The sequence below is a fragment of the Mesorhizobium sp. M0437 genome (assembly GCF_040321335.1).
Classification (GTDB): domain Bacteria; phylum Pseudomonadota; class Alphaproteobacteria; order Rhizobiales; family Rhizobiaceae; genus Mesorhizobium.
In genome coordinates, this window is record NZ_JAMYRK010000014.1 from 1 (window position 1) to 24,345 (window position 24,345).

At 62.7% G+C, this 24,345-nt stretch carries 24 protein-coding genes, 1 tRNA gene and 1 riboswitch; of the genes, 5 read left to right on the top strand and 20 right to left on the bottom strand.

The window, feature by feature from the left end; translation table 11 throughout:
- Window positions 1-96: 96 nt before the first annotated feature.
- Window positions 97-879, bottom strand: a complete 783-nt coding sequence (locus NKI72_RS11410; protein WP_352539633.1) for a CbtA family protein — start codon at window positions 877-879, stop codon at window positions 97-99.
- Between the two features lie 15 nt (window positions 880-894).
- A complete protein-coding gene (locus NKI72_RS11415; RefSeq protein WP_023676561.1) occupies window positions 895-1,074 on the bottom strand; it encodes a CbtB domain-containing protein in 180 nt (59 codons plus the stop codon).
- Between the two features lie 36 nt (window positions 1,075-1,110).
- A riboswitch (cobalamin riboswitch) is annotated at window positions 1,111-1,308 on the bottom strand.
- 109 nt (window positions 1,309-1,417) lie between these two features.
- Here NKI72_RS11415 and NKI72_RS11420 point away from each other — a divergent pair.
- From NKI72_RS11420 to NKI72_RS11430, 3 genes are all read left to right on the top strand, one after another.
- Window positions 1,418-1,825, top strand: coding sequence for an SRPBCC family protein (locus tag NKI72_RS11420; protein WP_352539632.1), 408 nt, complete (start codon window positions 1,418-1,420; stop codon window positions 1,823-1,825).
- A 218-nt stretch (window positions 1,826-2,043) separates the two neighbouring features.
- Window positions 2,044-3,042 (top strand): heparan-alpha-glucosaminide N-acetyltransferase, encoded by a 999-nt coding sequence (locus tag NKI72_RS11425; protein WP_352539631.1) that lies wholly within the window; start codon window positions 2,044-2,046, stop codon window positions 3,040-3,042.
- Between the two features lie 16 nt (window positions 3,043-3,058).
- Window positions 3,059-3,565, top strand: a complete 507-nt coding sequence (locus tag NKI72_RS11430; RefSeq protein WP_352470249.1) for a methyltransferase family protein — start codon at window positions 3,059-3,061, stop codon at window positions 3,563-3,565.
- A gap of 18 nt (window positions 3,566-3,583) precedes the next feature.
- Here the strand turns inward: NKI72_RS11430 and NKI72_RS11435 are convergent, their stop codons facing one another.
- The 4 genes from NKI72_RS11435 to NKI72_RS11450 form a co-directional block, all read right to left on the bottom strand.
- Window positions 3,584-3,970, bottom strand: coding sequence for a MerR family transcriptional regulator (locus tag NKI72_RS11435; RefSeq protein WP_023676566.1), 387 nt, complete (start codon window positions 3,968-3,970; stop codon window positions 3,584-3,586).
- Window positions 3,971-4,100: 130 nt separating this feature from the next.
- Window positions 4,101-5,498: a magnesium transporter gene (gene mgtE, locus NKI72_RS11440; RefSeq protein WP_502894836.1), complete on the bottom strand. Its 1,398-nt coding sequence runs from the start codon at window positions 5,496-5,498 to the stop codon at window positions 4,101-4,103.
- Window positions 5,499-5,850: 352 nt separating this feature from the next.
- A complete protein-coding gene (locus NKI72_RS11445; protein WP_352831091.1) occupies window positions 5,851-6,333 on the bottom strand; it encodes an SRPBCC family protein in 483 nt (160 codons plus the stop codon).
- Window positions 6,330-6,647, bottom strand: coding sequence for an ArsR/SmtB family transcription factor (locus NKI72_RS11450; protein ID WP_352831093.1), 318 nt, complete (start codon window positions 6,645-6,647; stop codon window positions 6,330-6,332). Before NKI72_RS11450 ends, NKI72_RS11445 begins: the two co-directional genes overlap by 4 nt.
- A 441-nt stretch (window positions 6,648-7,088) precedes the next feature.
- On the opposite strand from NKI72_RS11450, the gene NKI72_RS11455 reads away from it, so the two are divergent.
- Complete coding sequence (locus tag NKI72_RS11455) at window positions 7,089-7,904, top strand: phosphatase PAP2 family protein (protein ID WP_352831286.1); 816 nt, start codon at window positions 7,089-7,091, stop codon at window positions 7,902-7,904.
- Between the two features lie 321 nt (window positions 7,905-8,225).
- On the opposite strand, the gene NKI72_RS11460 is transcribed toward NKI72_RS11455, so the two are convergent.
- Together NKI72_RS11460 and NKI72_RS11465 are read right to left on the bottom strand one after the other, a co-directional pair.
- Entirely contained in the window at window positions 8,226-9,293 is a 1,068-nt protein-coding gene (locus NKI72_RS11460; RefSeq protein ID WP_352831094.1) for a cyclic nucleotide-gated potassium channel, read from the bottom strand.
- A 446-nt stretch (window positions 9,294-9,739) separates the two neighbouring features.
- A tRNA-Leu gene (locus NKI72_RS11465) sits at window positions 9,740-9,824 on the bottom strand.
- Window positions 9,825-9,999: 175 nt separating this feature from the next.
- On the opposite strand from NKI72_RS11465, the gene lipB reads away from it, so the two are divergent.
- Window positions 10,000-10,743, top strand: coding sequence for a lipoyl(octanoyl) transferase LipB (gene lipB / locus NKI72_RS11470; protein ID WP_352831095.1), 744 nt, complete (start codon window positions 10,000-10,002; stop codon window positions 10,741-10,743).
- Between the two features lie 388 nt (window positions 10,744-11,131).
- On the opposite strand, the gene NKI72_RS11475 is transcribed toward lipB, so the two are convergent.
- The 12 genes from NKI72_RS11475 to NKI72_RS11530 all read right to left on the bottom strand — a co-directional run bounded on the left by NKI72_RS11475 (window position 11,132) and on the right by NKI72_RS11530 (window position 24,279).
- A complete protein-coding gene (locus NKI72_RS11475) occupies window positions 11,132-11,815 on the bottom strand; it encodes an ABC transporter ATP-binding protein (RefSeq protein ID WP_254818120.1) in 684 nt (227 codons plus the stop codon).
- The gene (locus tag NKI72_RS11480; RefSeq protein ID WP_352539627.1) at window positions 11,812-13,098 is read right to left on the bottom strand and encodes a lipoprotein-releasing ABC transporter permease subunit; all 1,287 of its coding nucleotides are present in this window, start codon (window positions 13,096-13,098) and stop codon (window positions 11,812-11,814) included. Before NKI72_RS11480 ends, NKI72_RS11475 begins: the two co-directional genes overlap by 4 nt.
- A complete protein-coding gene (gene proS, locus NKI72_RS11485; protein WP_352539626.1) occupies window positions 13,095-14,423 on the bottom strand; it encodes a proline--tRNA ligase in 1,329 nt (442 codons plus the stop codon). Before proS ends, NKI72_RS11480 begins: the two co-directional genes overlap by 4 nt.
- 560 nt (window positions 14,424-14,983) lie before the next feature.
- Window positions 14,984-15,268 (bottom strand): DUF1467 family protein, encoded by a 285-nt coding sequence (locus NKI72_RS11490; RefSeq protein WP_352470241.1) that lies wholly within the window; start codon window positions 15,266-15,268, stop codon window positions 14,984-14,986.
- Window positions 15,265-15,669: a methylmalonyl-CoA epimerase gene (gene mce / locus NKI72_RS11495; RefSeq protein ID WP_352539625.1), complete on the bottom strand. Its 405-nt coding sequence runs from the start codon at window positions 15,667-15,669 to the stop codon at window positions 15,265-15,267. Before mce ends, NKI72_RS11490 begins: the two co-directional genes overlap by 4 nt.
- Window positions 15,670-15,789: 120 nt before the next feature.
- Window positions 15,790-17,460, bottom strand: coding sequence for a ribonuclease J (locus NKI72_RS11500; protein WP_352850165.1), 1,671 nt, complete (start codon window positions 17,458-17,460; stop codon window positions 15,790-15,792).
- A 119-nt stretch (window positions 17,461-17,579) separates the two neighbouring features.
- A complete protein-coding gene (locus tag NKI72_RS11505) occupies window positions 17,580-18,401 on the bottom strand; it encodes a biotin--[acetyl-CoA-carboxylase] ligase (RefSeq protein ID WP_352831099.1) in 822 nt (273 codons plus the stop codon).
- Window positions 18,402-18,405: 4 nt separating this feature from the next.
- Window positions 18,406-19,842 (bottom strand): NADH-quinone oxidoreductase subunit NuoN, encoded by a 1,437-nt coding sequence (nuoN, locus tag NKI72_RS11510; protein ID WP_352768819.1) that lies wholly within the window; start codon window positions 19,840-19,842, stop codon window positions 18,406-18,408.
- Between the two features lie 17 nt (window positions 19,843-19,859).
- A complete protein-coding gene (locus NKI72_RS11515) occupies window positions 19,860-21,365 on the bottom strand; it encodes an NADH-quinone oxidoreductase subunit M (RefSeq protein WP_352681670.1) in 1,506 nt (501 codons plus the stop codon).
- Window positions 21,365-23,338, bottom strand: a complete 1,974-nt coding sequence (gene nuoL / locus NKI72_RS11520; protein ID WP_352817111.1) for an NADH-quinone oxidoreductase subunit L — start codon at window positions 23,336-23,338, stop codon at window positions 21,365-21,367. Before nuoL ends, NKI72_RS11515 begins: the two co-directional genes overlap by 1 nt.
- 10 nt (window positions 23,339-23,348) lie before the next feature.
- Complete coding sequence (gene nuoK / locus NKI72_RS11525; protein WP_023676620.1) at window positions 23,349-23,657, bottom strand: NADH-quinone oxidoreductase subunit NuoK; 309 nt, start codon at window positions 23,655-23,657, stop codon at window positions 23,349-23,351.
- Between the two features lies 1 nt (window position 23,658).
- Window positions 23,659-24,279 (bottom strand): NADH-quinone oxidoreductase subunit J, encoded by a 621-nt coding sequence (locus tag NKI72_RS11530; protein ID WP_352831101.1) that lies wholly within the window; start codon window positions 24,277-24,279, stop codon window positions 23,659-23,661.
- Window positions 24,280-24,345: the final 66 nt, after the last annotated feature.

Genomic DNA, 24,345 nt, shown 5'->3' on the forward strand with positions numbered 1-24,345 from the left:
CTGGGGCCGGGGCCCCCCCCCCGGCGCCCCCCGGCGGGGCCGCCGCCCCCCCCCCCCCAAGCGCCGATGACCAGGGTCAGTGCCCCGGCAGCGCGGTCAGGCAAAGCTGTCGCGCAGGCTGGTCGCCGTGCCCGTGAAGCGTCCGCGCACCACGCCGACGACCGCGCCGAGCACCAGCCAGAACACCAGGTTGGTCAGCGTCACCGCCACCACGAACTGGTGGTGCAGGCCTTCCGGGATCGCCGTCTCGAAGCTATCGGGCTGCGGCGCGCCGACAATATGCGGCGCCACGATCAACGCTACGGCAAGGATCGCCAGCGGCAACGATCTGCGGAAGGCGATAAGGCCGAGCCCGGCGGCGGTCGCCACCACTGTTGCCCACCACCAGATCTGGCGTTGGACAAGGTCGGCCGCCGGCATCGCCGGCAGTTCCGGCGGCAGGCCGAGGCCCGGCGCCAGCGTGAACACGGCAAAGCCGGCAAGCCCCCAGAACAGGCCCTGGCGCCAGTTGCCGATGCCGCCGGCGAATTCCGAAACCGCGATCAGGACCAGCGCAAAGCCGATGCCGGTGACGATATTGGCAACGACGCTGAAGCCGAAGCGCTCGAAACCGTCGGCCGGCGCCCAGCCTTCGTCTTCCGCCGGAGCCATTGCTTCAGCCGGTGCCGGCGCGGCGCTGCTCATAGCCGTCGTGCCCGCGGCGTTTTCGGCCGGTGCCGCAGGTGCCGCGGCATGGTCATGGCCGCCGCCGGCCTGTTCGTAGACTTCCGCCTTCAGGATGAGCGGCACCGTGGCATAGGCTTGCATGCAGGCGAGAGCCACGCCGGCCACAAGCCCTGCGATCGCCGCGATGAACACGACGTTGCGAAACAGTGTCATGATGTCAGCCCCTTGTCAGTGGCAGGGAAAGCCCATCGAATGGCGATAGTCGTGCGCGGCATTGTGGACCGCATCGATATGCGAGAAGCCGACAAAGCCCATGACGAAAATGCCGAGGAATGCAGCAAGCGCCAGCTGCATGAGACGCGACTGCGAGGAGGCGGAAGCGCCGAGCGAAACGGAAGCGGTATTCATGTCTTGTCCTTTCGCCCTCCACCCGAGGGCATAGAAGTCAGTTTCCTGTCGCCGGCAGGTCTCCTGGCTCGCGGATCAGCGCCCTTCCCCACCTTCCCGAAGGCGAACCTTCAGTGGCATATGGAGAGGACTACCGCACACAGTTGCGGGGGCAGCCACGGCATTGGGCAAACAATTTCGCCCGCACCGCATTCCCTCTTGGTTCCAAACGGAACCGACGACATCAGCGACTATAGGCAGAATCGCCGCGCCCGGCAAACCAAATTCCGCCGGATCGTGTGGCGAATGCGCCGCCTCGCCAAGTTCGCAGACCGGCGCCGCGATTGACAATTTTCGCAGCCGGGTGTCGGCTGGCGGATGGGGAGGAAGCCGGCATGCAACCCAGCCCGAACAAGCGATTCCCTACAACGGCCTGACGCGGCCCGAGCCGACGCTGCCGTCAAACAGCCTATTGGGACATCGCAGCCTATCAGCGCGATCTCGAGGCCATCTGGTATCGCAACTGGCTGCTCGTCTGCCGCGACGCGAAGCGCTCGCCGATCCGGCCGCCGATATCGACAACATCGTCGCGTTCGGTACCCAGGTGCTGGAGGAGGATGCTGATATCTGCGAGGTCAACCAGATGGGCCTGCGCTCGATGCGCCACAAGGCCGGCGTGCTGATGCCCGAGGAATACGACTTGCACCGCTTCCACAACTGGGTGCGCGAGCGCCATGCGGCGCTCGCACATCAAAGCGATTTGGGCAGATAACGCCAGGTGACGAAGCCGCAGGCCACCGCCAGCAGCCCGAGCGTCGCGAAAACCGCGCCCAGGCCGAAGAACGCCAGCACGCCGGCCAAAGGCTTTCCGGCTGTGGCCTAAAGCAGCCCTGATGCCGACCGGCGCCAACACGACGCAAGGTCCTGCTTCTTTTGACGGTGGCAACCGTGATAGTCGTCTTGCCGGGGCTGAATCAAGACAGCGAGACCATGAGCATCGACACGCCGACCGCAGCCGTTCAGGATCAACCGAAGTCGAAGCGCATCGCCGTTATCGACATTGCACGCGGCATCGCTTTGCTTGCCATGGCGAGCTATCATTTCACCTGGGACGTCGAATTCTTCGGCTACACCGATCCCGGCCTCACCGCCTTCGGCTGGTGGAAAATCTACGCGCGCTGCATCGCCTCGAGCTTCCTGTTCCTGGTCGGCATCAGCCTCTATCTCGCCCATGGCAAAAAAATCCGCTGGACCGGCTTCTGGAAGCGCTTCGCCATGGTTGCCGGGGCAGCGCTCGCAATATCGCTGGTCACCCGCATCGCCACGCCCGACGGCTTCATCTTCTTCGGCATATTGCATGAGATCGCGCTCGCCAGCCTGCTCGGCCTGGCGTTCCTGCGCCTGCCGGCGCTGCTGACGCTGCTTGTCGCCGTATTCGTCGTCGCTGCGCCTTTCTACCTGCGATCCGAAACGTTCGATCATCCGGCTTTGTGGTGGGTCGGCCTGTCGGCGACCAACCCGCGCTCCAACGACTACGTGCCGCTGCTGCCCTGGTTCGGCGCCGTACTTGCCGGCATCGCGGTTACCAAGCTCGCCGCCACCTCCGGCGCGCTGACGCGGCTGTCGGCATTGGCGCCCGGCCGCTGGGCAAATCCGCTGGTCTTCATCGGCCGGCACAGCCTTGCTTTCTATCTGATCCATCAGCCGGTGCTGATCGGCTCGGTCTGGCTGTTTTCGCAATTCATGCCGGCGCAGGCCGAAACCAGGGAGGTGCGTTTTCTGAAATCCTGCCAGATATCCTGCGAGCAGGCACGCGACACCGAGTTCTGCTCCAGCTATTGTGCCTGCATGCTGGACACTCTCCAGGGCGAAGCCTCGCTTGACCGGCTCTACAGCGACGACCAGTCCCCAGAGTGGAAGGCGCATATTGGCGAGCTCGCCGGCACCTGCACCGCCCAAACCGAGGCGGCGGAACCGGGAACGCGCTAATCGAGGGAGGACAATAATGAGCGACAGTCACCCGAAACCCATGCAGCAAAATCCTGGGCAGCCGAAGCTGGGGCACATCCCATGGCCGCCGCTGATCTATATCGCTGCCATCATCGTCAGCGTCGCGCTAGGGCTGTTCTATCCGCTGCCGTGGATCGGCGATCTTCTCGGCGACATCCTGTTCGCCGCCGGCCTTGTGGGGTTGGTGGCGGTTGCCGCGCTCTGGTTCACGGCAATCCGCACCATGATCCGCGCCAAGACGACGCTCAACCCGAACGGCGTGCCTGACCATCTGGTGACCACCGGACCCTTCGCCGTCAGCCGCAACCCGATCTACCTCGCCAACACGCTGCTGCTGGTCAGCCTCGCCTTTGTCACTGGGATCGCCTGGTTCCTGCCGCTGGCAGTCATCGCGGCGTTCCTGACGCAGAAGCTGACGATCGAGAGCGAGGAGAAGGTGCTGACGGCCAAATTCGGCAAGAAATACCGGGACTACGCCAAAAGGGTGCGGCGCTGGATTTGAGCCGAGGCTGACACCGGCTTAGGTGGTGACGCCGAGCTCCACCAGCCGCTCGACGCAGGATTCCTCGGCCTGGTCGAGCTCTGCCAGGGTCTCTTCGAGGTCGCGGCGTTTCTGGCGAAGATCCTCGCGCTTTTCCTCGATGCGCTTGATCATCAGTTTGAGCTGGCCTACCTCGCCGGGCGGCTCCCTGTACATCTGGATGATCTCGCGGATCTCGTTGATCGAGAAGCCGAGTCTTTTTCCCCGCATGATCTGGCGGATGAGATGCCGGTCCGACGGACGGAACAGCCGCGTGCGGCCGCGTCTTACCGGCTGCACCAGCCCTTCGTCCTCATAGAAGCGCAACGTCCGCGTCGACACGTCGAATTCGCGGGTCAGCTCCGTGATCGAATAATATTCCCGCATCGTCACTCCAATGCCCCGGCCACGCCGCGAGTTCCAACTGGCCGGCGCCGAGGCGCGTACCAGAATCGGCGGGCAAGGCACCTTTCAAAGCCTCGCATGGCATTTACGTAAAAGTCAATTGAGGTGACGTTCAGCGCACGCCGAACCACCATGTGGCGAGCCCGAGAAAGGCAAAGAAACCGACGACATCGGTGACCGTGGTGACGAAAACCGCCGAAGCCACAGCCGGATCGATCTTGAAGCGGTCGAGCAGCAGCGGGATAAGGATGCCCGCCAGAGCCGCCACGAACATATTGATGATCATCGCAGCCGCAATGATGCCGCCGAGATTGCGATCGTGGAACCAGGCAGCAGCGACGAGGCCGATCAGGATGGCAAAGATGATGCCGTTGATGAAGCCCACCCCGATTTCGCGGCGGATGATGCGGCCGGCATTGTAGATGTCGAGGTCCCTGGTCGCCAGCGCCCGCACCGTGACCGTCATGGTCTGCGAGCCGGCATTGCCGCCCATGCCGGCGACGATCGGCATCAGCACCGCCAGCGCCACGATATGCTCGATGGTGCGGTCGAACAGGCCGATCACCGAGGCCGCCAGGAAAGCCGTCAAAAGATTGACCAGCAGCCAGGGCACGCGCGAGCGCGAGGTCGAAAAGATGCTGTCCGAGAGTTCTTCGTCGCCGACGCCGCCCATGCGCAGCAGATCTTCCTCGGCCTCCTGCTGGATGACGTCGACGACGTCGTCGATGGTCAGCACGCCGACCAGCCGCTCGTTCTCGTCGACGACGGCGGCGGACAGAAGATCGTATTGTTCGAATTCGCGTGCCGCCTCCTCCTGGTCCATGGTGGCCGGGATGGCATGCCTGGTCTCATGCATGACCTCTTCGACCTTGACCGAGCGCTTGGTACGCAGGATCTGGTCGAGGTCGATGGCGCCGAGCAGCTTAAAGCTCGGATCGATGACGAAGATCTGGCTGAAACGGTCGGGAAGATTGTTGTCCTCGCGCATGTAGTCGATGGTCTGGCCGATCGTCCAGAACGGCGGCACCGCGACGAACTCCGTTTGCATGCGGCGGCCGGCGGTCTCTTCGGGATAGTCAAGCGAACGCCGCAGCCTGATCCGCTCGGTGAACGGCAGCCGCGACAGGATCTCGTCCTGGTCCTCCTGGTCGAGATCCTCGAGAATGTAAACGGCGTCGTCGGAATCGAGCTCCTGCACCGCCTGGGCGATCTGCGCATTGGGCAGACTGTCGACGATGTCGCGGCGGATCGCCTCGTCAACCTCGGTCAGCGCGGAAAAATCGAAATCCTTGCCCAGCAATTCGACCAGCGCGCGTCGCTGTTCCGGGTGCAGGGCCTCGAGCAGGTGGCCGAGTTCCGACTGGTGCAGATCGTCGACTTCGCGCTTCAGCGTCAGCGTATCGCGATCGGCGATCGCGGCACCGATCTGGGCGAGGAACGACGACAGGATGACGCCGTCCTCGTCATAGATGTCGGCGCGGCGCTCCTCGGCCGCCCTGGCGCCGGTCATCTGTTCGTCCTGGCCTTCCACCAGCGCCTCCCGCCATCGGATTTCCGGATAAGGTGCCTGTCAGGTCTAGACCATGATCCTGACAATCGGAATCGATTTTGCGAAAGGACCATGCACAACGACAAATTGCTACAGCGCCGTTCGCGCGTCCAAACGACGCGGCGCATACCGGATGGTAGGAGGAGAGGACGTTCTACAAACCTGCGGCGCTGCAAACCTTTGCGCCGGCAGGTAAAGGGCAGCGTATCTCCCCCGCCCCGGTCAACCAGATGGGCAGATCGACACTGATTCAAAAACGGCGAGGCCGACGGTGCGACGGCCTCGCTGGATATTGGACTTAACGGCTTCCCGATCAGGCGGCGTGGCCCTTGGCCTCAGCCGCATAGCGGTCCAGGAGACCGCTCCAGCCACCCTCCGATTCGAAGGCCTCGCGCATCGCCTCTGCGGTTTCGCCCATGTTCTCCAGAAGCCTGTGCTCGAGTTCCACGCGCGTCGCGTTCTCGCCGAGCGCGACAAAGCGGATCTCGACTTCGGTCAGCAATGCCGGATTGTAGCGCCAGCCGGCTCCAATGCGCCAGGCGAGCGTCAGCCTCGATGGCGGATCCCAGGCGAGAACCTCGCCCCAATCGCATTGTGACCCATCCTCGCCGATCTCGTACCAGCGGCCGCCGGCTTTCGGTTCGATCACCGCGGTCGTCAGGGCGGATTTGCCGATCGAGTGCGAAGCCGGCCACCAGCGCCCGAATCCTGTGGTGAACACATCGAATGCCTTGTCGAGCGGCACCTCCACCGTCACCGACTTCCTGACCGGCGCGGGCTTGATCATGGTCGTCATTTCCTGTTCTCCTTGCTGTTGTCGACTTCCCGTTTGAAGGCGTCGAGCGCATCGCCCCACATGCGGTCAAGCCAGGCGCGCATCTCGCCGAGCCCATGCGGGTCGAGATGATAGATGTTGCTGGCACCTTTCGGCTCTGCGCGGACCAGCCGGGCTTCCTTCAAGACCTTGAGGTGCTGCGATACCGCCGGCTGCGAGACCGGAAGCACTCGCGTCAGATCGATGACCGAGCGTGGCCGATCGGCGATGAGCTCGAACACCTTTCGGCGCGTCGGATCGGACAAGGCCACCATTCCTGCATAATCATAAATCATGACTTATGATAAGCTAAAACTTATGATATGTCAACTGAGGGAGCGGTGGACCGTGTTCAAGCAACCGGCCGGCTCGGCCCCGAGGCTCCGGGGCAATTCCTTGACTCGGGGGCATGGACAGCGATGCGGATGCAAGACTGCTCAGGGAATCGATCCACCGCATGCGGGCCGGCCGGCAAATGTCGACCACCGGTGAAAAGTAAACCTGGCGGCAAGGTTTTTACCTTACCGGTGTATGTGTCTCTCCGGCGAAACGTTAAGAACAGGTAAATTGGTTTGGCCCTAACCACGGAAGCCTCTCGCTACAGGCCCTCCGCCATATGGCAATTGCGCCTCTCCTTGTTCATGGCGACATACGTTTTAGGCGCATCTGCACTATATCCAGAAGTATTCTATACGTCAGCCTTAATCTATTCTCACAAATTTCTTGTTGGCATTCCGGTGTTGTTTATCGGTGGCGTCTGCTGTGCCGCGCTAGTCCATGGCCGGCGGCAACCGGTTCGCTACGCACTGGATTTGGTTCAAGGGCGCTGGCGCGGTTGCCTGCTGGTGCTGCTGTTCTTCTTTGCCAGCTTGACCGCGTTCTCTACCTACAAGATCGCCATCCCGTCCGTCGTCCCTTACTATGCCGACAACTGGTTGGCCGACGCTGATGAATGGCTGCACGGGATGCCGCCATGGGAGATCGTCCATAAGCTCGACAGCAACAATTGGTCGTTCGTCGTCTTCAACAGTTATGAAGTCATTTGGTTTTACCAGTGGTTCGGCGCCATCCTTTTCGTGTCGCTCTGGTCGGACGAGATTGCCCGCATCCGCTATCTCTGCGCAGCAGCGCTGACGTTGTCCGTCCTCGGAACGGTCTTGGCCCTGGCGCTGGCATCGGTCGGACCGGTTTACTACCACCACTTTGTCGGCGTGGATCGCTTCCACGGATTGAATGCGGCCCTGGACAGGCTGGACCATAGTTACATGGTGCGGGAACCCGCGGCATATCTCCTGATGGCTTACCAAAGCGGCCGGCCAAGTCTTGGCGGCGGCATCTCGGCCATGCCAAGCATGCATGTCGCCTTTGCCGCATTGAACGCCTATTTGCTGTCATCGATCAATCGCTGGCTTGGCGTTCTGGGTTGGACCTTTGCAGCCCTGATCCTGTACGGATCGGTGTTCACTGGCTGGCACTATGCCGTGGACGGCTACGCATCGATCGTTGTTGTGTCGGTGATCTGGTGGGCGACCGGACGCCTGGTGCGCGAATAGTTATGTGCGCTTGTCGATAGATGGCCATGCCCGCCGATGGCCACTTCGCATAAGCCAAACTGGCGACCGCAATCAGGCAAAAAGCACGTGCCCCGACAACTCCCTGCCGTGCTCGAATTCAACGGGCAAGAGAATCCGCTTTCGAATTTAATGGTGCGGTCGAGATGCCGCGTTGATTTTAAAGCATTTTTCTACGATTCCATGGCGATTTGTATTGAGGGTGGTTCGACAGCGGCAAAGCATGTAGTTCCAGCCAGCCACCATCGGCAGGCAGCTGGCAGCCTTGCCATCGCATCCTCCTCTGACGAACACCTAGTACGGTCAAGCCTTAGGTGCCGCGCCGCGCCGCTCGAGCGCGGTCTTGCGGATGGTTTCTGCGATCTCCGGGCTGCTGCTGCACAGCATCTGGAAATCCGCCGAGTGTAGCGACAGGAGTGAGACCACCGTTGTGGCGCTGACGGTCGCCGAGCGCGGTTCGCCGGTGATCAGCGCCATCTCGCCGAAGAAGGCGCCAGGGCCCAGATCCACCGGGTTCGGCGTCGCGACGCTGACGCGCCCCTCCACGACGAAGAACATCTGGTCACCGGTCTCGCCATTGCGGCAGATCACAGCGCCCGCCGGCACGATGCGAGGTCGCAATGCGCGCACGATCTCGACTAGCGTGGCCGGGCCGAGCTTCTGAAACAACGGCACGGCGGCGACCAATTGCCAATTGCGGACGAAATCCTCGCGACGGACTTCTTGATAAAAGCCGGTGGCAAGAATGCCAGCCCAGAGCGCGAAGATGCCGATGCCACTCATCATGACCGCCCCGGCAAGGACGCGGCCGGCGAAGCTTTCCGGAATAGCGTCGCCATAGCCGGTGGTGGACAGCGTGACCACCGCCCACCACATTGCCTGGGGGATGCTGCCGAACTGTTGCGGTTGGACGTCGCGCTCGATGACATAGGCTGCGAGCGCAAAACCGAAAAGAACGATGCCGAAGACCGTGGCGACGCCGATCAGGTTGCGCGCTTCGTTGGTCAGGATTCTGCCCAGCAGCGGGAAGAACGTTGAATCGCGCAGCGGTTTCAGCAGCCAGACAGCACAGTAGAGGCTCCGGTCAGGCGTGCCGACGAGCAGAAATGCGGCGAGTGGAACCAAAACCGCGAGCACATCAATGGCGATTGCCGGCGTCCTGTCCCGAACGTCTCCCGCCCGGCGCTTGAGCAGTTTCTCCGCCAATTCCAGGAGATAGACACCCCAAATGACCGCGAGCACGGCAGCCAAAGCCAGTCTGCTTCGTCCGGGCATGTCCGGTATCGTGAGCGTAGCCACCGCCACAAGCCCAGTCGCAGCCAGCACCGCGTTGAGCAGCGCGTAAATTCTTAAGAAAGGCAGTACCGACATTCTATGCCCACGAGCGGATACTACCCGCCAGAATAGGATGCCTTCAAGGCAAGCGCAAAGGTGCTTATTTTCGCTGCGATCGTCGCTGGACCATAGGCCATGAACCATCCGATCAGCGTCGAGATCGAGCTGGCCCTCGAACCACACCCAGCGCCGGCTCGTTCTCGGTTGGACCTTTACAGGCCTGATCCTGTACGGATCGGTGTACACTGGCTGCCACTATGCCGTGGACGGCTACGTACCGATCGTTGTTGTATTTGTGATCCGGTGGGCAATCGGACGCTTGGTGCGCGAATAATCATGTGCGCCTATCAATAGATGGCCCGATGGCCTCTTCGCATGGGCAAAACTCGCGATCGTAATCAGGCAAAGGGCACGTGCCCCGACAAGGACGCTCCCCGCCGTGCTCGAATTCAACGTGTAAGAGATTCCGCTTTCGAATTTGATGGTGCGGTCGAGAAGACTCGAACTTCCACGGGTTGCCCCACAGCGACCTCAACGCTGCGCGTCTACCAATTCCGCCACGACCGCACGTGGTAGGAGCCGGAACCAACCGGCCCGCGGCGTGTAGCAAATCGTTTCCGGTGAAACAAGTGCGCGGCCAGCAATAATCGGCCGGACATCGGCATAACTGTTCAAGGGCCGAACGTGCCGGAACTGGACGTTTGTACCGATTGCCGCCATATGAGTGGCGAGACGAGATATCATGACAGAACGCAGCCAGATCGCCACGTCGTTCCTGCCCTTGCCCGGCTCGGCGCCGGTCGAATGGCGCATCGAGCCGGGGCTCACCGCCTATCCCGATGCGCTCGCCGTGATGGAGGCGCGCGCCGAGGCAATCCGCAGCGGCGCCGCCGGTGAGATGGTCTGGCTGGTCGAGCACCCGCCGCTCTACACCGCCGGCACCAGCGCCCGCATCGAGGACCTGATCGAGCCGGACCGTTTCCCGGTCTTTGCCGCCGGGCGTGGCGGCGAATACACCTATCATGGGCCGGGCCAGCGCGTCGCCTACGTCATGCTCGACCTGAAGCGGCGGCGCGAGGATGTCCGCGCCTTCGTCGCCGCACTCGAACAATGGATCATCGGCTCGCTGGCCGCCTTCAACGTACGCGGCGAACGCCGCGAGGACCGCGTCGGCGTCTGGGTGGTTCGGCCGGACCGCCCCGCTTTGCCCGACGGCTCGGCGGCCGAGGACAAGATCGCCGCCATCGGCATCAGGCTGAGGCGCTGGGTGAGCTTTCACGGCATCGCCATCAATATCGAGCCGGACCTTAGCCATTTCAGCGGCATCGTGCCGTGCGGCGTCCAGGATCACGGCGTCACCAGCCTTGTCGACCTCGGCCTTCCCGTGACCATGGCCGACCTCGACCTGGCGCTGAAATCCGCTTTCGAGGACGTGTTCGGGCCCGCCGCGGTGTCGCCTGTCGAAGTGTCCCGCAAGGCCGGCTGAAACACTCGCTCAATGCTGCGCCACTATGCGAAGGCGGCCCTCGCTCATCAGCATCGAGCCCGCCCTTGAGCTCAATTCTCACATCGCGCCGATCCAGATTGCCATGGAAATGAGGAACGTGCTCATGCACACCAGCGAGACGACATCCTGAACAAGATCGGTCATAACTCTCTCCTGTTGTTAGTATGTTCGTATTTTGTTCTAATTTTGTTCGAATGTCAACGATCGCAGTCCGGACGTCACCGGAATTTGCGCCCGGTCAATTCGACAAAGTTAAGAAAGGGTTGAGAGGGAAATGCCGAGCGTTTCGCGGCCGACAGGCGCGCGAAAGGCGGCGGGACGGCGCACGGCAGCTCGCAGGCCGTCATCGCCTCAATTGCAGCGCACCCTAAAGCGGCACGACCTTGCCGTCGGCGAGCGTCACGCGGCGGTCCATGCGCGAGGCGAGCTCGTGATTGTGGGTGGCGATGAGCGCCGCCAGGCCCGATTGCCGGACCAGCGCTGCCAGCGCCTCGAACACATAGGAAGCGGTCACCGGGTCGAGATTGCCGGTCGGCTCGTCGGCCAAAAGCACCAGCGGCGCATTGGCGACGGCACGCGCAATGGCGACGCGCTGCTGCTCGCCGCCGGAGAGCTCGGAAGGACGATGCTGCGCGCGCTTGCCGATCTGCATATAGTCGAGCAATTGCGCCGCCCGCTCGGCCGCCTCCTTGCGCGGCAGCCCTTTTATCAGCTGCGGCATCATGATGTTTTCCAGCGCAGAAAACTCAGGCAACAAATGATGGAACTGGTAGACGAAGCCGACATCGTTGCGGCGGATCGCCGTGCGTTCGTCGTCGGAAAGCCGGCCGCAGGCGCGCCCCGCCAGGATCACGTCGCCGGCGTCCGGTCGCTCCAGCAGCCCGGCAGTGTGGAGCAGCGTCGACTTGCCGGTGCCCGACGGCGCCACAAGCGCCACCATCTCGCCACGCTTCAGCGAAAAATCGGCGCCGTTCAGGATGGTCAGCTTGCGCGGCCCCTGTACATAGTGGCGTTCGACGCTCTTCAGCTCGATAATGGCCTCGGCCATCATTCGTACCTCAGCGCTTCGACCGGATCGAGCCTGGCAGCGCGCCATGCCGGAAACAGTGTCGCCAGGAATGACAGCGCCAAAGCCATGAGAACGACCGAGATCGTCTCGCTGGCATCCATGCGGGCCGGCAGCTGGCTCAGGAAATAAAGCTCGGGATTGAACAGCCGCTCGTTGGCCAGCCAGGAGAAGAACTGGCGGATGCGCTCGACGTTGAGGCAGATCACGATGCCGAGCAGCACGCCGGCGATAGTGCCGACAACGCCGATCGCAGCCCCGGTCATCAGGAAGATGCGCAGGATCGCGCCGCGCGTGGCGCCCATGGTGCGCAGGATGGCGATGTCGTGGCCCTTGTCCTTCACCAGCATGATCAGGCCCGAAATGATGTTGAGCGCCGCCACCAGCACGATCAGCGTCAGGATCATGAACATGACGTTGCGCTCGACCTGCAGCGCGTCGAAGAACGTCTTGTTACGCTCCCGCCAATCGACAAGGCTGATCGGCCGCTGCGCCGCCTCTTCGACCTTCGGCTTCAGCGCGTCGATATTGTCGGGATTGTCGGCGTAGATCTCGATCGTCTGCGCCCTTCCGTCCATGTTGAAGTAAAGCTGCGCTTCGGAAAACGGCATGTAGACGATGGAACTGTCATATTCCGACATGCCGACCTCGAAGATCGCGGTTATCGGATAGCCTTTCATACGCGGCGTCGTGCCGAGCGGCGTGATGTCGCCCTCGGGCGAGATCAGCGTGATGGTATCGCCGAGCACAAGGCCGAGATTTTCGGCCATGCGGCTGCCGATGGCGACGCCTTCGCCGGTGTCGAAGCCGACGATCGAGCCCTCCTTGATGTTGTTGGCGACGATGGTGATCTTGCCGAGATCCTCGCCGCGTATGCCGCGCACCAGCGCGCCGGTGCCGCCGCCGACATTGCCTTGCGCCAGCACCTGCCCGTCGATCAGCGGGATGGCGTATTTGACGCCGGGCACGCCGTTGATGCGGCCAGCGACCTGGGCATAGTCCTCCAGCGGCATGTCGAGCGGCTGCACGATCAGGTGCCCGTTGACGCCTAGGATGCGCGTCAGCAGTTCGGCGCGAAAGCCGTTCATGACTGCCATGACGACGATCAGCGTGGCGACGCCCAGCATGATGCCGAGGAAGGAGATCGAGGCGATCACCGAGATCACCGTCTCCTTGCGACGCGAGCGCAGATAGCGCCACGCCACCAAGCGTTCGAAGCCGGAAAAAGGCCCGGCGCCCGGTGGTCTTGCTGCCGCCGCTTCGTTCATGCGGCGGCACCGAAACGCTTTTTCACGTCGCCGATCGGCAGCGTCTCGCGCTCGCCGGTCCTGCGGTTCTTGATCTCGACCTCGCCGGCGGCGACACCACGCGGCCCGACGATCACCTGCCACGGGAGCCCGATCAGGTCGGCGGTGGCGAACTTGCCGCCCGGCCGCTGGTCGGTGTCGTCGTAGAGCACCTCCTTGCCGGCGGCGGCAAAGGCGGCATTCAGCTCGCCGCAGACGCGGTCGCATTCGGCATCGCCAGCCTTCATGTTGATCAGGCCGACATCGAACGGTGCCACCGCCTCCGGCCAGATGATGCCGTTATCGTCATGGCTGGCCTCGATGATCGCCGCGACCAGCCTGGACGGGCCGATTCCGTAGGAACCGCCAGAAACGAAATGATCCTTGCCGTCCGGCCCGGTCACCTTGGCGCCCATCGGCTTGGAATATTTGTCGCCGAAATGGAAGATATGCCCAACCTCGATGCCGCGCGCCGAGACCCGGTCGCTCGCGGGCACCTTCTCCCACGCCGCCTCGTCATGCATCTCGTCGGTGGCGGCATAGGGCGTCGTCCACGTCGTGACGATGCCGCCGATCTCGGCGTCGTTCGAAAAATCAGTGTCTGCGCCGGGCACTGCCAGCGAAAGATAATCGCGATGGCAGAACACCTGGCTCTCGCCGGTGTCGGCCAGGATGATGAACTCATGGCTGAGGTCGCCGCCGATCGGCCCGGTGTCGGCGCGCATCGGGATGGCCTGCAGCCCCATGCGCGTAAACGTCCTGAGATAGGAAACGAACATGCGGTTATAGGCGGCCTTGGCGCCTTCATAATCGAGGTCGAAGGAATAGGCGTCCTTCATCAGGAACTCGCGCGAACGCATGACGCCGAAGCGCGGGCGCACCTCGTCGCGAAACTTCCACTGGATGTGATAGAGGTTGAGCGGCAGGTCCTTGTAGGACTTGACATAGGAGCGGAAGATCTCGGTGACCATCTCCTCGTTGGTCGGCCCGTAGAGCATATCGCGGTCTTGCCGGTCCTTGATGCGCAGCATCTCCTTGCCGTAGTCTTCATAGCGGCCGCTTTCGCGCCACAGCTCGGCCGATTGGATGGTCGGCATCAGGATTTCGAGTGCGCCGGCGCGATTCTGCTCCTCGCGAATGATCCGGCAGACCTTGTCCAGCACCCGCTTGCCGAGCGGCAGCCAGGAAAAGCTGCCCTGCCCCTGCTGGCGGATCATGCCGGCGCGCAGCATCAGCCGATGCGAGACGATCTCGGCCTCGCGCGGATTTTCTTTGAGGATGGGCAGGAAATAGCGCGACAAACGCATGAACTGGTCCGTGAGAGAGGATGGCGGCGCCGGAATCGGCGCAGCGCAGGCTTGCTTGCCCCGGCTTCATAGCCATTTCATGGCGGAATGGAAACCCGGCCCAGGCGCTGCACAGGCGCCGCAATTGCCGCACGCGGCTTGCTGGGCGTTTCGCAAGCAACGCCTGCCGTACTATTGTGCACTGCAGCACGAGATTGCCTGTTTCTGGGCAAAATTCTTCGTGACATTTTCACCCGCCTTAGGCTAGTGTGCCCCCATAACCGAGAGGGTAGAGAAAAATCTGCCCTCCTACGCGGTCAAAGTCTTGGGAGGATGCGATCTAGGCGCGGTAACTCGCTGCCGCCGGACACCGGAAACAGATCGGACGCGTTTAAATTGCAAGGCCTCGCGCCTTGCATTTTTTTTGTGCAATCATCTGGTTAGCACGACGGATTACCAAACTACATGACGTTGCGTCAGCCCAAACCCGCCCCGGCCTTTACTTTGGGTTGATCTTGCTGGCTCAGCTTGATTTCAGAGCCTCGGCTAGGCTGGGATAGTCGGACACGATCGGTAGCCGGCTAATGCGCTGGGCTCTGGTTAAAATCCGGCACGATGTGCGGGATGTCGTCGATACCGAGGCCAAGCCCTCTCGTGATGCCGTAGAAGATACCCATGAGGACCAGCGTGGCGATCGTCGTGCGCAGCGCGGCGCGCAGCATGTGCGGTCCGCGCGGTGCGCTCGGAACCGTGCCAAGCGTCACGTCCCGATCCTCGTCCTGCGTCCGCATGCTGAACGGCAGGACGGCGAACAACACCACCCACCACGTGGCGAAGAACAGGGCGATAAACGAAACCCAACTCATGCTTGCTCCAGTTCGACCAGCGTGCCGAAGAAATCCTTGGGGTGCAGAAACAATACCGGCTTGCCATGTGCGCCGATCTTCGGATTGCCGTCGCCGAGCACGCACGCGCCGCTGGCCTTGAGACGGTCGCGCGCCGCAACAATGTCATCCACCTCATAGCAGACATGGTGCATGCCGCCGGACGGATTCTTCGCGAGGAATGCGGCGATCGGCGAGGCTTCGCCGAGCGGCTCGAGCAACTCGATCCTGGTGTTGCCGACATCGACGAACACCACCGTAACGCCATGCTCCGGCAGCGCCTGCGGCGCGGTCACGCGCGCGCCAAGCGTATCGCGATAGACCGCCGCAGCCGCGGCCAGATCCGGCACCGCAAGCGCGACATGGTTGAGGCGTCCGAGCATAGAGTGCTCCCGGTTAGGGGAGTAGGGGAATAGGGGAGTACGGGAGTACGAAAAACAAGTTTGGAGAGTGCAAACTATCTGTTCTTCCCTACTCCCCTACTGCCATACTCCCCTACTCCCTCATCTTGTGACGAACACCGTCACCAGCGGCTTCTTGCCCCAGGCTTCGTTGGCCGCGCCGCGCACCGCGCGCCGCACCGCCTCCTGGACTAGGTCGAGGTCTTTTCGGCGCTGGCGGGGGATGGAGTCCACGGCGCCGATTGCCGCATCGATCATCAGGTCTTCCAGGCTCTCACCGCTGCCGTCGGCCTCGGCGACGCCGATGGCGACCAGATCGGGATCGCCGGCAAGCTCGTATTTGTCGTCGAGCACGACATTGACGGCGACATGGCCGGCAAAGGACAGCTTGCGGCGGTCGCGAATGCCCATCGCCTGGTCGGTGCCGATCAGCCTTCCATCCTTGTAGATGCGGCCGAACGGCACCTGGTCGATGATGGCGGCGGCACCCGGATACAGCCTGAGCATGTCGCCGTCGCGCACCTGCGCGACCTGGCCGATACCGGACGTCGACATCAGCGAGCCCTGCGCCACCAGATGCGCCGCTTCGCCATGCACGGGAACGCCGATCTGCGGCCGCACCCATTCATACATCTTGCGCAATTCGCTGCGGCGTGGATGGCCGGAGACATGCACCAGCGCATCGCCGTCCTCGATGATCTTGATGCCGAGATCGATCAGGCGGTTCCTGATTTCGAGGATCGCCTTCTCGTTGCCGGGAATGGTGCGCGAGGAAAACACCACCGTGTCGCCGGCCGTCAGCGCCACCGACTTCATCTCGTCGCGCGACAGCTTGGCAAGTGCGGCAAGCGGCTCGCCCTGGCTGCCGGTGCAGATGATGACGAGGTTTTCGCGCGGGATGAAGCCGTAATCCTCCTCGGCGATGAATTCCGGCAACCCGTCCATATAGCCGAGTTCATCAGCCACATCGATGACTCGCTTCATCGAGCGGCCAATCACCAGGCACTGGCGGCCGGCATCCCGCGCCGCCTTGGCGATGGAGACGATACGCCCGACATTGGAGGAGAAGCTGGTGACGGCGACCCGGCCGTTGGCGTTCTGGATGACGCTCTTGAGGCCCTCGCCCACCGCCACTTCGGACGGCGATTCCCCTTCCCGCATCGCATTGGTGGAATCGCAGACCAGCGCCAGCACGCCCTTGTCGCCATAGGCTCGGAAGCGCGCCTCGTCGGTCATCGGCCCGACCGTCGGCGCCGGATCGATCTTCCAGTCGCCGGTATGGATGACGACGCCGGCCGGCGTCGTGATCGCCAGCGACATCGGTTCGGGAATGGAGTGCGCAACAGGGATGGCCTCGATCTCGAACGGGCCGACGGTGAATTTCTCGCCGGCCCGGTAGATCGTCACCGGGATCTTCGGCGCCCCTTGCTCGCCCTGCCGCTTGGCTTCCAGCAGGCCGGCGCTGAACGGCGTCATCCACACCGGCGTCTTGAGCTTCGGCCAGATGTCGTGGAGCGCGCCATAATGGTCCTCATGCGCATGGGTGATGACGATGCCGCGCAGATTGGCGACATTCTCCTCGATGAAGCGTGTGTCGGGCAGAACCAGGTCGACGCCGGGCAGGGTTGCATCGGGAAAGGTGACGCCGACGTCGACCACGATCCATTCGCGCGCATTGGCCGGTCCATAGCCGTAGAGGGCAAAGTTCATGCCGATCTCGCCGACACCGCCGAGCGGCACGAAGACAAGTTCGGCGTTTTCCGCTGTCGCCATGGTCTTTCCTTCCTTGCCGGTCAAAATTGCGGGCCGGTCAAAATTGTGGGCCGGTCAAAATTGTCGGCCGGTCAAATTCAAGCTGGTCAAATACCTGGCCAGTCAAACGTATTGGCCGGTCAAACGCCGGCCGAGGCAACCGCGCCGAAATGCACGTCGCCGGCGGCGATCGTCAGAACCGAACCTTCATCGTCGCGGATCACGAAACGGCAGTCCTCGTCAATGGTCTCGAAGGTGCCACGCACCACATTACCGTCAATTCTGACAGCAACCCGCCCGCCAAGCCCCGCCGCACGCGCCAGCCACCGCCGCCTGACGGCGGCAAGCCCACGCCCTTCGTTCCACAGCCGCGCATTCTCGCTCCAGGCATCCGATAGCGCCAGAAACAGCGTCTCGGCATCGCAAGCAGACCCCAGCGCGCTGAGCGACGTCGCTGGATAAGGCAAATCCTCAGGGTATGCCACCACGTTGACGCCGATACCGATAGCCACCGCCGAACGGTCGCCATCCAGCATCGCCGATTCCAGCAGGATGCCGGCGAGCTTGGCGCCCGAGGCAAGCACATCGTTCGGCCATTTCAGTTCGAAACGGTTTTTGCCTTGGCTCGCACCATCGAGGCCGATCGCGATCCTGCCCTTCGGCACGACAGCGTCGAGCGCGTCGGCCAGCGCCAGTCCAGCAACGAAGCCGAGCGTCGCGGCAAGCCGAAGCTCGGTGTTGGTGATCACCAGCAACGTCGCTGCCAGATTACCCTCGGGCGTCGCCCAGGCGCGGCCACGGCGGCCACGCCCCGCTTCCTGCTTTTTGGAGACGACCCAGAGTTTGCCCGGATCGCCGGCCCGTGCGTGCTCCAGCGCCAGCGCGTTGGTGGAGCCGACCGTGTCGTGCGCCTCGAGCCGGAACCCGTCCGAAGCCGCGGTTGGAGCCAGCCTGAACGTCATTCCGTCAGAAGAAGGTCTTGGCTGCGGCAGCGGCGTAGGTTCCGATCGGGCCGCCGATCAGCACGTAGAACAGCACGAAAGCGCCGCAGGCGCCGAGCACGACGCGCAGTTCGGACGCCATCGGCACGAAGCCGCCGACCGGTTCGTCGAACCACATGATCTTGATGATGCGCAGATAATAGTAGGCGCCCACCACAGACGCGAGCACGCCGATGATCGCCAGCGCGTAGAGGTTGGCATTGATGGCGGCGAGGAACACGTACCATTTCCCCCAGAAGCCGGCGAGCGGCGGGATGCCGGCCAGCGAGAACATCAGGATGGTGAGGATCGTCGCCATGATCGGATTGGTCGCCGACAGGCCGGCGAGATCGCTGATCTGCTCGACATTGCCCTCCTTTCGCCGCATGGCGAGGATGAAGGCGAAGGTGCCGAGCGTCATCACCAGATAGATCAGCATGTAGATGGCGACGCCGCGCACGCCGTCCTGGCTGTTGGCGGCAAGGCCGACCAGAGCATAACCCATATGGCCGATGGAGGAATAGGCCATCAGCCGTTTGATGTTGGTCTGGCCGATGGCCGCGAAGGCACCAAGCGCCATCGAGGCGATCGAGATGAAGACGATGATCTGCTGCCAGTCGGCGGCGATCGGCTTGAAGGCGCCCATGGTGACGCGCACCATCAGTGCCATCGCCGCCATCTTCGGTGCCGCCGCCAGAAAAGCCGTCACCGGCGTCGGCGCGCCTTCATAGACGTCGGGCGTCCACATATGGAACGGCACCGCCGAGATCTTGAAGGCAAGGCCGGCCAGCACAAAAACCAGGCCGAAGACGAGGCCGAGCTGGCGCTCGCCGCCGCTCAGCGCCGCGGCGATCTCCTGGAAGCCGGTGTTGCCGGTGTAGCCGTAGACCAGCGAGATGCCGTAAAGCAGCATGCCCGATGACAGCGCGCCAAGGACGAAGTACTTCAGCCCGGCCTCGGTCGAGCGCAGATTGTCGCGGTTGATCGCCGCCAGCACGTAGATCGCCAGCGATTGCAGCTCGAGGCCGAGATAGAGCCCGATCATGCCGTTGGCCGAGATCATCAGCATCATGCCGAGCGTGCAGAGCAGGATCAGCACCGGATATTCGAACTTGTCGAAACGCTCCGCCTGGGCAAAGCGGACCGACATGACCAGCGTCACCGCCGAGCCGACCAGCGCCAGCACCTTCATGAAGCGGGCGAATGGGTCCTGGATGAAGGCTTCGCCATAGGCGTTGCCCTGTCCCGGCGAAAAGATCAGCCAGGCGCCGGCGATCACCAGCACGGCGACGGCAAGGCCGCTCACCGTGACAGTGGTGTTGGCGCGAGAATAGGCGCCGAGCATCAACAGCGCCAAGGCGCCGAGGGCGAGGATCAGCTCTGGCGTCGAGAGCGACAGGCTTGAGAGAAGGTCCGGCGTCATGGTTCGCAAACCCCCAGTCAGTTCGCCGCCGCGGTCTGCGCGGCGCCGATGGATGCGGTGACATTGGTAACGAGCGCCTTGACCGATTCGGCGGTCGCGTCGAAGATCGGCGCCGGATAGACGCCGAAGAAGATGACCAGCGCGACCAGCGGATAGATGATCACCTTCTCGCGCGTCGACAGGTCGAGCAGGCCTTTCAGGCTTTCCTTGGTCAGCGCGCCGAAGATCACCTTGCGGTAGAGCCAGAGCGCATAGGCCGCCGAAAGGACGACGCCCGTGGCGGCGAAGAACGCCACCCAGGTGTTGACCCGGAACACGCCGAGCATGGTCAGGAACTCGCCGACGAAGCCGCTGGTGCCGGGCAGGCCGACATTGGCCATGGTGAAGATCATGAACACGGTTGCATATTTCGGCATGTTGTTGACCAACCCGCCATAGGCGTCGATGTCACGCGTATGCATGCGGTCGTAGACGACGCCGACGCAGAGGAACAGCGCGCCGGAGACCAGGCCGTGCGACAGCATCTGAAAGATCGAACCCTGGACGCCTTCCTGGTTCATCGCGAAGATGCCCATGGTAACGAAGCCCATGTGAGCGACCGACGAATAGGCGATCAGCTTCTTCATGTCCTCCTGCATCAGCGCCACCAGCGAGGTGTAGATGATGGCGACAACGGAGAGCGTGAAGATCAGCGGCGCGAACATTTCGGATGCGATCGGAAACATCGGCAGCGAAAAGCGCAGGAAGCCGTACCCGCCCATCTTGAGCAGGATGGCGGCCAGGATCACCGAGCCGGCCGTCGGTGCTTCGACATGCGCGTCCGGCAGCCAGGTGTGCACCGGCCACATCGGCATCTTCACCGCGAAGGACGCGAAGAAGGCAAGCCATAGCCAGGTCTGCATATTGGCCGGGAAGTTATGCGTCAGAAGCGTCGGGATATCGGTGGTGCCGGACTGGAAGAACATCGCCATGATGGCGAGCAGCATCAGCACCGAGCCGGCCAGCGTATAGAGGAAGAACTTGAACGAGGCATAGACGCGCCGCTTGCCGCCCCACACGCCGATGATGATGAACATCGGGATCAGGCCGGCTTCGAAGAAGACGTAGAACAAGACGATGTCGAGCGCGCAGAACACGCCGATCATCAGCGTCTCGAGCAGCAGGAAGGCGATCATATAGGCCTTGACGCGCTTCTCGATCGATTCCCACGAGGCGAGGATGCAGAGCGGCATCAGGAAGGTGGTCAGGATGACGAACAGCATGGAGATGCCGTCTACGCCCATATGGTAGGAGATGCCGGAATCCAGCCAGGCAAACTTCTCGACGAACTGGAAGCCGGGCTGCGAATTGTCGAAGCCGGTCCAGATGAACAGCGAAACCACGAAGGTGAACGCGGTCGTGAACAACGCGATGGCGCGGATGTTGCGGCGCGCGTTCTCGCTGTCGTCACGCACGAAAAGGATGAGCAGCACACCAACCAGCGGCAGGAAGGTGACCAGCGATAGGATCGGCCAGGCGGTCATCAGAGCATCATCCAGGTGACGAGTGCGGCAACGCCGATCAGCATGGCGAAGGCATAGTGGTAGAGATAGCCGGTCTGCAGCTTGACGACCCGGTTGGTGACGTCGACGACGCGCGCCGAAATGCCGTCCGGCCCAAGCCCATCGATGACGGTGCCGTCGCCGGTCTTCCACAGGAAGCTGCCGAGGCGCTTTGCCGGCCGCACGAACAGGAAGTCGTAGAGCTCGTCGAAATACCATTTGTTGAGCAGGAAGGCGTAGAGCAGGCGATGGTTGGCGGCGACGCTCCGAGGCATTTCCGGCGCGCGAATATAGAACTGCCAGGCAATCGCAAAGCCGATCAGCATGGCGATGAACGGTGACAGCTCGACCCACAACGGCACTTCGTGGATTTCGTGCAGGATGTGGTTGTCCGGCAGCGTGAACAGCGACGCCTTCCAGAATTCGGCATAGCCCTCGCCAATGAAGGCGCCGTGGAAGATCACGCCGGCGAACAGCGCGCCCGCCGCCAGGATGAACAGCGGTACCAGCATGACCGGTGGCGATTCATGGACATGGTGCATGACCTCGTGGCTGGCCCGCGGCTCGCCGTGGAAGGTCATGAAGATCAGCCGCCAGGAGTAGAAGGAGGTGAAGCAGGCAGCAATGACCAGCAATATGAAGGCAAACGCGGCGACCGCATTGTGGCCGGCGAAGGCCGCTTCGATGATGGCGTCCTTGGAAAAGAAGCCGGCCGTGCCGATGATCGTTACCGGAATGCCGACACCGGTCAGCGCCAACGTGCCGATCACCATCATCCAGTAAGTCGTCGGAATCAGCGTCCTCAGGCCGCCCATTTTGCGCATGTCCTGCTCGTCGGAGACGGCGTGGATGACCGAGCCCGAGCCGAGGAACAGCAGCGCCTTGAAGAAGGCGTGGGTGAACAGATGGAAAATCGCTGCGCCATAGGCACCGACGCCGAGCGCCACGAACATGTAGCCGAGCTGCGAACAGGTCGAATAGGCGATGACGCGCTTGATGTCGTTCTGGACGAGACCGACTGTCGCCGCGAAGAAGGCGGTGAAAGCGCCGATGAAGGTGACCACCGTCAGTGCCGAATGCGACAGCTCGAACAGCGGCGACAACCGCGCCAGCATGAACACGCCTGCCGTCACCATGGTGGCGGCATGGATCAGTGCCGAGACCGGCGTCGGGCCCTCCATGGCATCCGGCAGCCAGGTGTGCAGCGGCACCTGCGCCGACTTGCCCATGGCGCCCATGAACAGGAGCAGGCAGACGACCGTCATCGCAGCCTGCCTGTCGAGTGCATAGCCGAGGAAGGTCAGCACGGCCGCACCTTGCGGCGCGCCTTCCGCCGGAATGAACGTCGCCGCATTGGCGAAGATGGTGCCGAGATTGACCGAGCCGAACAGCACGAACACGCCGAAGATGCCGAGCGCAAAGCCGAAATCGCCGACGCGGTTGACGACGAAGGCCTTGATTGCAGCCGCATTGGCCGAAGGCTTCTTGTACCAGAAGCCGATCAGCAGATAGGAGGCAAGGCCGACGCCTTCCCAGCCGAAGAACATCTGCACGAGGTTGTCGGCCGTCACCAGCATCAGCATGGCGAAGGTAAACAGCGACAGATAGGCGAAGAAGCGCGGCCGGTCCGGATCGTGATGCATGTAGCCGATCGAGTAGATATGGACCAGCGACGACACCGTGTTGACGACGACCAGCATGACCACCGTCAGCGTGTCGATCCTGAGCGCCCAGGACGCCTCCAGCCCGCCCGACTGGATCCAGCGCATCACCGGCACGGTGAACACCTCGCCGCCGCCGAAGCCGACCGAGAAGAAGGCGACCCACGACAGCACAGCCGCGATCACCAGGAAGCCGGAGGTGATGTATTCTGAAGCCTTGGCGCCGAGCGAAGTGCCGAACAGGCCGACGATCAAGAAGCCGAGCAGCGGAAGGAAGACGATGGCCTGATACATGGTGGTTCCGTCAACCCTTCATCATGTTCACGTCTTCGACCGCGATCGAGCCGCGGTTGCGGAAGAAGACGACGAGAATGGCAAGGCCGATCGCCGCTTCGGCCGCCGCGACCGTCAGCACGAACAGTGCGAACACCTGGCCGACCAGGTCGCCGAGCGCCGCCGAGAAGGCGACGAAATTGATGTTGACGGCAAGCAGGATCAGCTCGATCGACATCAGGATGACGATGACGTTCCTGCGGTTCAGGAAGATGCCGAACACGCCGAGCGTGAACAGGATCGCCGATACGGTCAGGTAGTGCGCGATGCCGACGACCATCTCAGACTCCTTCGCCCGTCTTGACCTTGCGGATTTCCACTCCGGTTGCCGCCGTGCGGCCGACCTGGGCGGCGATCGACTGCCGCTTGACGCCCGGCTTGTGGCGCAGCGTCAGCACGATGGCGCCGATCATGGCGACCAGCAGCACCAGCCCCGCCACCTGGAAGTAATAGAGGTAATCCGTATAGAGGATGTCGCCGAGCGCTGCCGTGTTCGAGCGCGCGGCCAGGTCCGGAATGGGTTTGGCGACCGTCGCCACCAGTTTCGGCGCGAATGTATAGCCGCCGAGCACCACGATCAGCTCCGCCGCCAGGATCAGCCCGACCAGCGCGCCGATCGGTGCATATTGCAGGGCGCCTTCCTTCATTTCGGCGAAGTCGACGTCGAGCATCATGACGACGAACAGGAACAGCACCAGCACCGCGCCGACATAGACGACGAGCAGGATCATCGCCAGGAACTCGGCGCCGGTCAGCATGAAAAGGCCGGCGGCGTTGAAGAAGGTCAGGATCAGGAACAGCACCGAATGCACGGGATTGCGCGCCGATATGACCATGAACGCCGATGCCACCGCGACAAAGGCGAAGAGGTAGAAAAAGGCCGCCTCTAGTCCACTCAGCATGGGTTCCCCCGGGTTTCCTGTCAGAACAGGACGTTCGTCCTGTTTTTTGCCACCGCCTCCGGTCGG